Genomic DNA, 12,588 nt, shown 5'->3' with positions numbered 1-12,588 from the left:
GATCAAACGCGAACCGCGATCAGGAAGAACATACCATTTGAGTGCTGGTCGCATGGGGACCCGGCACGCACGAATTCGAGTCATCTGCCTTGCGGCTGCGCAAGACCCAGGTGTCTTTGCTGCCGCCGCCTTGTGAAGAGTTCACGACCAGCGAACCTTTTTTCAGCGCCACGCGCGTCAAGCCGCCGGGCAGGACATAGATTTCCTGGCCATAGAGGATGAAGGGTCGGAGATCGACGTGGCGCCCCTCGAAATGGTCATCGACCAGCGACGGCACCCGCGACAGCGCGAGCATCGGCTGGGCAATGTAGTTCCGCGGATTGGCCTGGATATGCGCGGCACACTCCTCCAACTCGGCCTTGCTGGCCCGCGGGCCAAGCACGATGCCATATCCTCCCGACTCGTTCGTCGGCTTGATCACCAGCTGGTCGAGATTCGCCAGCACGTGCTGCCGTTGTTGTTCGTCGGCGCAGAGATACGTGGGCACGTTGGGCAACAGGATGTCCTCGCCCAGATAGTACCGGATGATCTGCGGCACGTAAGCATAGACCGCTTTGTCGTCGGCGATGCCGGTACCCGGCGCGTTGGCCAGCGCGACCCGGCCCGAGTGATAAGCCTCCATCAGCCCAGGCACGCCGAGCAGCGAATCGGGATTGAAGACCTTCGGGTCGAGGAACGTGTCGTCGATGCGGCGATAGATCACGTCGACGCGCTTGAGCCCCTTGGTTGTCCGCATGTAGACAAATTTGTCGATCACGACCAGGTCGCGGCCTTCGACCAGTTCAATACCCATCTGCCGGGCCAGGAACGAGTGTTCGAAGTAGGCCGAGTTGTAAATGCCCGGCGTCAGGAGCACGACGTTCACCTCCGACGCACCCGGCGGCGCGACGCGCTGCAAGGCCATCAGCAGGCGCTCGGGATAGTCCTCGACCGGCACGACCGGAAGACCTTCGAAGACCTGTGGGAACGTGCGTTTCATGACCTCGCGGTTTTCGAGCACGTAGGACACGCCCGACGGGCAGCGCAGATTGTCTTCGAGGACGTACATCTGCCCGTCGCCGTCGCGCACCAGATCGGTGCCGGTCACATGGCACCACACGCCGCCCGGCGGTCTCAGGCCGACACAGGGTTGCATGAAGCATTTCGCGCCCAGGATCAGCTCGCTCGGCACGACGCCGTCGCGCAAGATCCGCTGCTCGTTGTAGATGTCGTCGATGAACAGGTTCAGCGCATGAATGCGCTGCTGGAGCCCGCGCTCGAGAAACGACCAATCGTCGCGGTCGATGATGCGGGGCACGATGTCGAAGGGCCAGACGCGCTCGGTACCGGCTTCGTGGCCATAGACGTTGAACGTGATGCCCATGTCCATCAACGTCCGATCGGCGGCCTGCTGGCGGCGGCGCAATTCACCGTCGGAAAGCCCTTCGATCCGCCGGACCAGGTTGGCCGCCGGACCACGCGGTACGCCCTCGCTTTCGAACACTTCGTCGTAGAATCCGTCGCACGTGTAGCCGCTGAACCGCATAGGAGCGCCTTCCAGGGGTCATGACCGGAGTGCCTCGAACAGCTTTCGCCCGCATACAGCAATTAGAGCAAGTCGCATGCCTCGATCGGCCGCACCCTTGGTCGCACGGTCGGCTTTGCGCCGTATGCTTCGGGCGCATAAGACGTTCCGTCGCTGCATGGCCGCCGCCGCGACATACGAATCGGGCATCGAGAGGAGGGTATTGCCCAGTTGCTACGCAGGAATGCCATGCTGGGAGGCAAGGCGCATTGCCGTGCAATCTCCAGCCGGGGCCGCTAGATTGGGCGCATCAGCCGACTGCCTTCGGCGGATGGTCATTCGCCCCGCCGGCGGCAACTTCCTGTCCCCTTGGAGCCCTGCCATGGTTTGCCGTCTGCTGCTCGTCTGCGGTTTGCTTGGGTTGCCTTCGGCGGTTCTGGGGGACGAGCCTCGCGCCGCAGCCCCCCCGGCTGCGGACTCGACCAACGGCTTGGCGCCGGCCGACGCCGCCGCGAAGCCCAAGCTCGAACATCGTTTCTTCGACTCGGCCGGCGTCAAAATTCGTTACGTCGACGTCGGCCAAGGTGAGCCGGTGCTCTTGATCCACGGCTTCACCGCCAACATCGAGCAACAATGGCGCGCGCCCGGCATCCTCGACGCACTCGCCAAGAACTACCGCGTGATCGCGCTCGACAATCGCGGGCACGGCGGCAGCGGCAAGCCGCACGACCCGAAGGATTACGGTCTCGAAATGGCCGCCGACCCCGTGCGGCTGCTCGACCACTTGGGAATCGACCGCGCGCACATCGTCGGCTATTCGATGGGTGGGATGATCACCAATAAGCTCTTGAGCATGCATCCCGAGCGGTTCATCACCGCCACGCTCGGCGGCATGGGCTGGGTGCGCGAAAACGACGAGAGCTTCGCGTTTCTCGGCGAACTGGCCGAGTCGCTGGAAACCAAGGGCAGTATTCGCCCGTTGATCGAGCGCTTGATCCCGCCCGATCGTCCGCGCCCCACCGATGAACAGCTTCGCGCGGTCGACCAGATGTTCATGCTGGTCAACGACACGAAGGCCCTGGCGGCCGTCGCGCGGGCCATGCCGGCCTTGAGCATCAGCGAGGAGAAGATCCGCGCCAATCAGGTGCCGGTGCTCGCCTTGATCGGCGATGCCGACCCGCTCGAAGAGGGCGTCGACCGACTCGTCGGCGTGATGCCGCACTTGAAGGTCGTGCGCATCCCGGGCGCCGATCACATGCAGGCCTTCGGCGACCCGCTGTTTCTCAAGGAGTTGCAGGCCTTCCTGGCCGAACACGCTCTTGCCCCGGCGGCAGCCAAGTAGCAATCGTCCCGGCCTGCGATCAAAAACAACAGCGCCGGGGAAAGGGCTGATGGGCCCCGTCCCCCGGCGCGATTTTCTTTCTTGCCACCTTGACGATCTGGCCGCGAATCAGTCGACCGACCGTCGCAGGATGATCGCGTTGCGAGCGTTGTGGGTTTCGCCGCGTTCGAAGGCGACCGGGATCGTCCGATCGATGAGGTAGAACGCGCGGTGCCGCACGATGTCGCCCGTGTCGCTGCCCAGTTCCCCCTTCAGGCGATAGCCATCGGGGAAGACCGCAGCCATTTCGTCGGCGTTGTACCCCAGGCCCGAGTAGTAGCTCGCCACCGGGTCGTTCGGATTGTTATCCGGATTCAACGGTACCGGCTCCACCTCGAAGTACCCGACCGTGATCCACACGGCGTACACATTCGACCGGGTCGTGACCGTGTTCCCCAAGCGATTGTAGAGCGCGTAGCGGAACGCAGGGTTCGAACTTGGCCGGTCGGCCGCGGTCGAACCGGTCAATTCGAACAGCCCTTCTTGGGCCCCGCTCGGATCGGGATCGTTTCGATCGTCCAGGTCCGCGGGAGTGATGGGATCGGGCCGGAGTAGCGTGCAGTTGATGCCCGGGCGCTGCAGCTTGTCCTTGGGCGCCATGGCCGTCGGCGGAACCACGGGGGCCAATTCGCCGCCGCTGAAGCCACGGAATGGATTGGACACTAGACTGGGGAAGGTGCTCGTATGCCGGGTCAGTTCTTGGTAGTACTGAAGGGTTCCGCCCGCCCCCGGTGCTGCGTAGCCGCGGCGACTCATGATGGTCCGCCGCCACAGATCGACGCTGGAGTGCGCGGCGGAGTTATATAATCCGCCGGCCAGGGCCTGTATGGTCCAGCCATCGTCGAAGATCGTATTCAGGTTCACTCGCCCTGGTTCACGATAGGTCGAAATCCGGTTGAACGGTGGGCGGAAGCAGCGCTCGAATTGGCCAGTGGTGCCTTCGAACCAGCCGAAGAGCAGATCGTTTGGCGCACTGGGATTCACCGGGTTTCCGGTGGGATAGCCGGCGAATTGTTGCGTGTTGAGCAACACTTCGGTGCCGGAGAATCGCGACCGGACGTTCACGAAATCGAACATGCGGAACAAATCGTTCTGCAGTTTCGGCGTCGAGGGAAATCCCTTCTCGCTGGCACCGAAGAAATTCAATAGGTGCGAGAAGCGGCCCTGTTTATCGGAATAGATCGTGTTGCTCGTGAGATTCAGGGCTCGCGAAAACTCGGCCAACAACCGGCTCGGCGTCGACTTCGGCACCAGCATCAACTCGTACGGGCTGACCAACGGCCGGTTCGGCAGGATCAGCCACGGGAATTGCGCGTCCTTGGGCTGACCGACGAAATAGTCTTCGTCGTATCCCAGGTTGTTCAAGGCGAGATTCTTCGGGTCGAGCGCCGCAAGCGTGCTAGGAGTCCACCAGCGGTGTGCGCCCATCGCAGACGCCGAATGCCAGGCGTCGTTGAGAAAGCCCAGAGTGTGCTTGAGCCGCTCGGTCAGCGCGGCACTCTTCTGCGTGCCGGTGAATTCTTCCTCGGCAAACAAGTTGTACGACGCGCCGCTTCGCTGCCGGGTTTGAATCTTTGCGGCCGTACTGCTGAAGGTACTGTTGAACAGCGACAGGTCCAACGGCATCCAGTCGACCGTGATATAAGGATTGGTGAGCTTGTTGTACGGCAGCGCCGGATTCGCCAGACGCTGCAGCACCAGGTGCCGGTAGTTGTGCTGCTTCGTACCGTAGTCCGGGGTAGCGATATTGTCCTGGTCGTCGTCGGACTTCGCATCCGACTCCAACCCGCTGGTGGGCGAGGGGCCCAGGTCACCGTCGCCGTCCGCGTCGGCCGCGCTGTACCACTCTTCGGCAGCTTGCTTGTCGAAGGGTTCATTCTCCGGCGGCGAGAGCGTGCCGTCGGGCTGCAAGTTCCCTCCATTATAAATGGTCGCCGCAGTCGGCTCCGAAATGCTCATCCGCAAGGCCGTGCCGGCGCTCGAAGTGTCGACCACCACGCCCACCGGTGGGCGAATCGACTCTTCACTGCCCGAGAGCGAACTGCCGTCTTTCTTGTGTTTCGGATAGCCCGTCGCGACCAGGTCCTGGATGACGTCGAACGTGTAAGGGTCGGACGCCGCGACCTGCGGTTGCGGCGGCTTGAACTCCAGCTTGACGTTCGACGTGGAACTGAGGTCGCCCCCCATCACGATCGCCTGCATGGTCGACTCGGCAGGGCCGATCACGGCGTAGGCACCCGGCTCGACGATGGCGTCGCGAGTCAGCTCGGTCGTCGAGGGATAGTAGGCAATCTCCCCGTGCTCCGGCGCCGTCGGATTCGACGGCGGCGTAAAGTAGATCGAACGCTCGATCTTGTAGTCGTTCGCGTCGTCGAACGTCAGATCGGCGTTATCGTTCGTCGCCTCGTCGGGGAAACTCGCCGAAGCACGCAATTGCTTGATTTCATCTTCGTTGCGATTGTTCTTGTTCTCCCAAACGACGAACCGCCAGACCGGATCGGCATTCGTGGCCCGGTCCTTGACCCGCAGGTTGACACCGGCGATCAGGTCCCAGGCACCCGACGTCGTATTTTTCTTGGCGTAGAACTCGCCCGACCGCGCCTGGCGGATGCCCTGCGGATTGAACAACTCGACCACCAGCGTCCCCTCGGGCCGGCGAGCCTGGTCGAGGTTCGTGTCATTGCCGGGCGTGCCCACCGGGAAGTGCTTCTTGTTCGACGTGTCGCTGGCCGTGTCCTCGGTCCGCAGATCGTGGAAGGCCAGCGTCTCGGTCATCAGCAACTCCGGACGCTCGACCCCCCAGGCCACGCGGCGAGTCGGACAGGTCGAGCTCGATTCGTCGGTCTTGATGTCGCCGTCCACCCCCCAGCCGTCGAGCGGATTCGCGTCGTACTCGAAGCCCGTGCAGATCGAATCGCGGTCGATGTAGTCGACCACGTTCACGGCCCATTGGGCCAGTTCTTGCGGCGTATATTCGCGCCCGCTGGACCCGGTCGCATTCATCGCGCCGTTGCGCGACATCATGGCCATTACGAACAATTGCCGGGCCATCGCGTGCCGCACCAATACGTCGTTGTCATCGATATAGCCGTCGGTATTGCGATCCACGTTGTCCGGGCGACCATCGTTATTCAGATCCTGCGTGACCGCGCCGATCTGGCTTTGGGCGCCGTCCCACAACGGCTCGGGGTTACCTCCCAACGTTTCGCCAGGCTCGTCGACGATACCGTTCTGGTTGTCGTCCCAGGCGTTACCCAACGGCCGGTCCAGATCGAACCTCAGACCGTCGAAATAGCTGGGCGCCATCATTTCGCGGTTCGCGCCGTTCAGGCTGGCGACCGCCGTCGAACCGACGATCAGCGAGACCGTCGAATAGTTGCCGCTGCGGAAATAGAGCGGCGAAACGCCCGATCCGTAGACGTTCTGATTGAATTCGCCCTGGAGGGCTGCCGTCGAACTGCCCACGAGCGAACTGGCCGCTCCGGTGTTGAGTGGCAACAGCTCGGCCAGCACGGGCATGCCGTTCGAAATCGGCAAATCCCAGCTTTCCGTGGTCAGCAGCCGTCGACGAACGGACGCCGCGAACATGGCCGCCGCCGTGCCGTCGCTCGTTGGCGAAAGCGAGATGGGGGCGAGCGTATACAATCGCTGCGCAAGCAAGGCGCTGTCCGAGTCGTAGGCCCGTAGTAGTCCTTCCAATTCTGTGGGCCGAAATAGCGCGTCGATCAAGCTCATGCGCGTGGAAGTTGCATCGATCGCGATCTGGCCCAACCGCGCTTCGCGCGCGTCGTTCGGGTCGAGCTCATAGGGATCGTCGACCGCGTCGTTCCCCTCGTCTTGCGAGGGCGTCATCGGCAGCCCGCGCAGGTCGAGCGCCAGGCTTCCGTCGCCGTCCATATCGACACCCATCGATCGGGCACCGCCCACTTCGAGCAGGTCGCGCCCGTTGACGATCATCCGCCCCATGCGCAGGGCATTGCCGCGAAATGAATCGAGGTTATTGGCCGCCAGGGGGAGCCAGTGCGTGGCCGGCGGCGGGAAATTGTCGTCCTGCATAAACGGCACAGAAGTGCCGGCCGAAGACATCGTGGCCATCCGCTCCGATTCGTCGTCCGGGTTGCCGTCCTGGTCGTCGTCGGCACTGGCGATGCCGAGCTGCGACGATGCCGTCATCTGCGACCACAGCGTCGTCCGGCCCGGCATCGGCAAGGCGTTGTTGCTCAACAGCACGCCCTCGCCGTTGCGTCCCTCGGTGATCCGCGGCGGGACGAACGTGTTGTCGATCTTTCCGAACACGAGCTGCTGCAGTTCCTGCATCGTCGTCGTGCTGGTGTTAAACACGACCGGTAGCTGCACGTCGGCTGGGCCGAAGCCCGACCCCAACGGCAATTGGGCCTGGCCGCTCTGATTGGCAAAGGGCCCACGAAACGTGTAACTGGGGTCGCCCCGGCGCGGATTCCCCGTCAAGGTCCCGTTCGGTTCGCGCAGCAGATCAGGCCCACTATGCGTGTTCAGGTTCAGGCGGCCGTCCATGTCGACGCACAGGATGGCGGCCAGCGGCTTGAATCGCCGCCCGCGGCTGTCGGTCTGCACGGGCAGGCCCACGTCGACCCAAATGCTGTCCACCTTGCCGTCGCCGTCGTTGTCGACATCCCAGGCCGTGTTCACCGGGTCGAAAGCACCGCCCGCGTCCGTCGCGCTCAGGCCGTTGAGGTTGGTCAACGGGCTCGCCCCGCCCAATTGCGGATTGACCGACGCGAAACCCGGATGATCGAACCACAACGGCCGCATCACGATCTTGCGCAACAGTGACCGATCCATCGCATCGCCCGTGTTGGGCACCCAGGATGGCCCCCCTTTCTGATTGCGCCAGAAGCGAATGAGGTCGGGCCGGTGCAGCGAAGGCAGCGGTACGAGTGTCCCGACGTTGATGTCGGACGACTGCACCACCATCGCCAGCAACATGTTCTGATAGTCCGGTGCGTCGTAGTCTTCGTCGGCGCCGCCCAGCCCGGCAAAGTCGGGATACGAATCGTCGCCCCCCGTCGCGCTGCGTTCATAGGGCGTCCTGGCGCCTTGGGTGCGATTGGGCAGGAACGCCTGCGGCCAGTCGGGCCATTTCGACGCGTCGGCCGGCAGACCTTTGGCCGACAAATGTGTGCTCAGCATGTGTCCTGGATCGCGGTCGATCTTTTTGATCGCCGAAAGCGATTCATAGCCGAGCCCGAATCCGGTCCCGTCGAACGGCCGATCGTTGATCAGCACCTCGGTGCCCGCCAGGCTGCCGACGGTGTTACTCGTCACGCCTGGGTTGAACACCGTCAGGGCCTGCTGGGCGGGAGTGTATGCGGCGGGAGTGAACACGCCCGTGTCGAGCACCCGCACCGTCTTGCCATTGGCAAACGTGATCAGGCGCCCGTTGAAATAGCCCACCGGCGGCGCTGCCTGGAACGCCGGGCCCGAGATGCGGATCTCGATCAGTTCCTGCAGGTCGGCCGTCGTGCCGCCGGACGAATACTGCCGAATCTGTGCACCGTTGATCGTCGCGCGCAGCGAGGTGACGGGCTTACCCGCGCTCGTGCTCAAATAGATCAGCAGCGGCGCGTCGGCGCCGTAGATGTCTTCGAGCAGGCTGTGGGGGCCGATGACCGAGTTGGGGTTCTTCGAGCCGACCAGCACCTGGTCCATTACCGCGTCGGCGAGATTGCCGGGCGCGTCGCCTTTCTGATCGGCCTTGGAGGCCAGCGAGGCCGTGCGCAGCTCCAGCGAGCTGACCAGCACGAAGCCGATGGTGATCACTGCAAACAGCGCAATGATCGACATCACCACGAGCAGGATGATCCCGCGGCGTGCGTTCGAGTTCCGGGACATATTTCCACCTCTTCTCAAAACGAAGCGTCTTGTTTGCCCTGGCCCGCTTCGCTTGTGCCGGACGGTTCCGGCAAGTTCCTCCTGAACGTCGGCCGCGCGCCGTCGTGGCCCGCGTTTCTATCGATCGCCGAGCTGCACTCGGAGTTGTTCTCTGGCAAGGTTGTCGGTTACGGTCAGTTCTGCCTGCGCACGGTTTTTTCGAAGACACCCATCACGCCGTCGACCAGCACGCAGTATTTGTTCGGCGAGCCGCTGCTCGCGCCGGGGTACCCTGACACCGCCATTTCGCTCTCGTCCCAGTCGGGCCCGACGAGCGTGATGTCGCGCACCCAGATCGCCGGCGTAGAGGCACCGCCATCGCCATCGTGATCGAAAAGTCGCGGACCGCTGTCGGACGCAACCACGCGGTACCACCGGTAGACACCGCGATACTGGGTGCGATTGTCGTCATTGATGTTCAGCAGTTGTCCACCGTAAGGTGGCCCAAACGCATTCGAAATCAGGGTTGGTTGCGGTGCCCAGCCACACACCATGAGCCATTGGTTCGGCCGCGCGGCCAGGTATTGACGCGCCAGGTCCGGTGATAGAGTCGCTTCGTCGCCAGCCGAGATCTGGACGGCGCCGCCGCCATAGCCGCCACCTTTGAACTGGATTCCGGCGACTCGCTCGCTGGGCAACACCCCGGCGATGTCGGCCAACGCACCGGAGCCGACCGGCTGTACTTCTACGTCGAACTTGCGCTTGAAAAAGACGATAACCGAAATGCTGTAGTTCGTGCGATTGCCAGGCAGAATGTCCAAGGGGGGCGTCGAGGCCGTGGCCGGTTGCAGCACGGCCACTTCGGCGGGCGACCGTTGCACCATGACCATCCACGAGTAGTCGCCGGAGGCCGATGGTAGGGCGGGATCGTTCAAGCTGCCACGCAGCAACGCTCGGGGCCGCACCGTACGATCGGCATTCGGCTCGAAGATCAAGTCGTCGTGAGACTCGAAGATGCGTTCCGCCTCGATGAGCTTCATCGGTCCGAGATAGGGCGTGAGCGATCCGCCGTCAAAGCTCGTGCTCGCCAACGTGACGCGCGGCATCCGCGGTACGTCGGCCAGTGGCGCATAGCCTTGATCGTACGGAAAAGACTTGCCGGGCCACAGATCGGGGGACGCCAGTGCAGCAATCGTTGCCGGCGCCCGGCTAATGAGCATGGGATCGATGATGAATGGCTGTGCCCAGTCGTCGACATTCTGGAAGTCAATGCGATCGTCGGGATTGCCCAGGTCGTCCCAGGTCAGCACATCGTCGTCAAACGGACCCGCGCTGCCCGTATCCACCGCAGACGCCGCAAGCGCCGAAGTGGCCTGGTACCGTGCCCAGCCCGCCGGGTTGAGCATGTCGCGGACGACCACGTCGCGGAACGCCGCGCGGCCGACGGCCGACGCGCGGTCGAGTTGGTTGGCCTGGCCAAGCTGGTAGCTGCCCACCGGCAACAGCGACGCCAACCCGAGAATCGCCATCCCGATGATGAATGTCGAGATCAGCACCTCGAGCAACGTGATGCCGCGGTGTACGGCCGCTCGATGCATCGAAGCCATCTGGTGCGGTGCAGCCACCTGATGCAGGAGAGCCTCTTGATGCAAGAATGCCTGACGCATCGCTACCGTCCTCCCCGGCCGGGGCCTTGGGTCAGCCCCTGACGGCAGTAGCCCAAAAGCGCCGTCAGCGCCGCCTCACTCGGTGCAGTGAACGTCGATGGATCCGGAGGATCCCAGCGGCCGTACTGCAGCGCCGCCGCCGGGTTCGACTCGGGCACTACGACATTCTCGGCTGAGCGAGCCGCGCCGGTCCGGGCGTCGATCGTGACCCATTGCGTGTCGGGGTCGAGCAGGTCGAGAAACTCCTGCTGGTCAGGCGCCCCTTCGACCTCGGCATTCTCGACCTCGCCCAGCAGCAGGTAGACCGAGCCGAAGACGGGTTGCCGCGCATACACGATGCCGGTCGCCGAAGCTGGGTCGATCGAATTCGGTACGAAGCGGTAGATGCTCTCCAGCGCGCCATTGGCGCCAAACAGGATCACCAACGGCCGGGCAAAGTCGTCCGTCGTGGCATTGCCATCCCAGTCATGATCCCCGATCCAGAACGAAGCCTTGGCGGGGTCCAGGCGCGGATGGAACGGCAACAAATCATCACTGGAAAAGTCCATGTTGACGATCGCCCCACGCGGCAATTCGACGGGTGGCGTGAGCGATTTGACGGGCTTGCGCTCGATCGCATAGGTGTAGGTGTTCGAGGGGGCCGGCGCCGTGATCGAGCTGAACTGCTCCAACGGCACGAGCCACCACTTGTAGACCAGCGACGTGTCGAACTGCAGCGGTTGCGAATAATTGTCCACCGCATCGAGATTGGTGTCGTCCAACTCGCCCGAACCGTTATTGGTCTGATCGAGCACGATCGCATAGCGCGGGCCACGGCCGCCCAGTTGGATCGTGTCCCAGCTATGGATGAAGCCGGGCGGCGGATTGATGGGCGAAAAGCCGGCAATATAAGCCCGCCCATTCGTACCCATCCTCACGGCAATCTTTGACGAAAACGTGTCGCCCGTGTAGGGCGCCGGCACCTCGCAGGTCGAAAGCGACAAGATATTCTCCGCGCCCCCGCCGACACCTTCGATCCACACGCCCACCGGCCGGCCAATCTCGATGGCCCGGGTTCGGGCCGAGTTGATAAACGTGGTCAGGATGCGGGCAGCCTCGCGCTGCCGGCGCGACTCGCCGCGCGGAGCCAGGATCGGCAGCGCCACCGCCGAGATCGACAGCACGATCGCGATGACGACCAGCAATTCGATGAGCGTCATCGCCCGGCGTCGCACGTGGCGCGTCGGTCGGCCGCAGTCGAAATGTTGCGTATGCGCGCTCATGGCCTACTGCGTCTGCAACAGGTGGTTGGTGATGTTGTCGAGGTCCGCGCCGTCGGTACTGTCCACAGCGCCCCGCTGGCGGTAGGTGCCGTTGTCATCCAGAAACGCATACGGGTTGTGGAAGTACGCGAGCCCAACGAGCAAATCCGAAAGGTTGCTCAACGAGCTTAAATCGCGAGTGCCGCCAAAGATCCCGAACTCGCCGTCCTGGCCGGCCGAAAAAATCAGCGGCATCACCAGGTAGCCACGCTGCTGATCGTTCACCGGAGAATCGCCTGTCTGGTAATCAGCGCGCGATTCGAGACCGTAGGGGTCGAGCTGATCCAAGGTCTTGAAGGCGTACGGCGCTCCACCGCCGCTGGCGGGAATCAACGGGTCTGGCGGCTGGATGTCCGACACGAACCCGGCCGGCCAGCGGATGAAGCTGATCGCCCGGCCCCAGCCGTCGATGAACTCCGGCATGCCGTCGCCATCGGTATCGCCCACATAGCTCTGCGCGATCGTCCCGCCGCCGGCGCCTTCGTCGCCGAAAGGCGTCGTGAGAATCATGTAGAGACACTCGGCCGCAGCGCGTTCCTGGCTCAACCGCTTTACATTGCCGAGCTTTTCGGCGTCCGTGGGATTGCTGCTCGGAATCAGCGACTCGACGCGGGCACGATATACGGCCTGCAGTGCCGGCGAGCCGCCGAGCAATCGCGGAATGAAATAAAGGTCTTCGTACTGATCGGGAATCTCCGCACGCATCAGTTCGCGCAGGGCCCACAGCCGCACGAGGGCCGTGTTGCGTGCGATCTTTTCGTCCTTCACGATTTGTGCGTCGCCAGCGTTGACCACCCGGTAGGGAACAGCCCCGAAGGCCGTGTAGTGATCGACGGCGTTCGTGAAGATTGTCACCTGACCATTGGTGGCGCCAAACAACGCATC

Annotated in this window: 6 protein-coding genes; 1 reads left to right on the top strand and 5 read right to left on the bottom strand. The window is 63.3% G+C overall.

Translation table 11 applies throughout. From position 1 onward, the window contains the following. Window positions 1–19 precede the first annotated feature (19 nt). Window positions 20–1,525, bottom strand: a complete 1,506-nt coding sequence (locus K1X74_21350; GenBank protein MBX7168897.1) for a circularly permuted type 2 ATP-grasp protein — start codon at window positions 1,523–1,525, stop codon at window positions 20–22. A gap of 361 nt (window positions 1,526–1,886) precedes the next feature. Between K1X74_21350 and K1X74_21345 the strand changes: the two genes are divergently transcribed. Next, complete coding sequence (locus tag K1X74_21345; GenBank protein ID MBX7168896.1) at window positions 1,887–2,846, top strand: alpha/beta hydrolase; 960 nt, start codon at window positions 1,887–1,889, stop codon at window positions 2,844–2,846. A gap of 108 nt (window positions 2,847–2,954) precedes the next feature. On the opposite strand, the gene K1X74_21340 is transcribed toward K1X74_21345, so the two are convergent. The 4 genes from K1X74_21340 to K1X74_21325 all read right to left on the bottom strand — a co-directional run. After that, window positions 2,955–8,756 (bottom strand): hypothetical protein, encoded by a 5,802-nt coding sequence (locus K1X74_21340; protein ID MBX7168895.1) that lies wholly within the window; start codon window positions 8,754–8,756, stop codon window positions 2,955–2,957. Between the two features lie 173 nt (window positions 8,757–8,929). Further along, window positions 8,930–10,402 (bottom strand): hypothetical protein, encoded by a 1,473-nt coding sequence (locus tag K1X74_21335; protein ID MBX7168894.1) that lies wholly within the window; start codon window positions 10,400–10,402, stop codon window positions 8,930–8,932. Between the two features lie 2 nt (window positions 10,403–10,404). After that, the gene (locus tag K1X74_21330) at window positions 10,405–11,664 is read right to left on the bottom strand and encodes a prepilin-type N-terminal cleavage/methylation domain-containing protein (protein ID MBX7168893.1); all 1,260 of its coding nucleotides are present in this window, start codon (window positions 11,662–11,664) and stop codon (window positions 10,405–10,407) included. A 3-nt stretch (window positions 11,665–11,667) separates the two neighbouring features. Further along, window positions 11,668–12,588, bottom strand: a 921-nt coding sequence (locus K1X74_21325; GenBank protein MBX7168892.1) for a hypothetical protein, incomplete at its 5' end; no start/stop codon positions are given.

This window comes from Pirellulales bacterium, from assembly GCA_019694435.1.
GTDB lineage: Bacteria > Planctomycetota > Planctomycetia > Pirellulales > JAEUIK01 > JAIBBZ01.
Note: the sequence above shows the minus strand (reverse complement) of the source record. Positions and strands in the feature narration are given on the sequence as shown.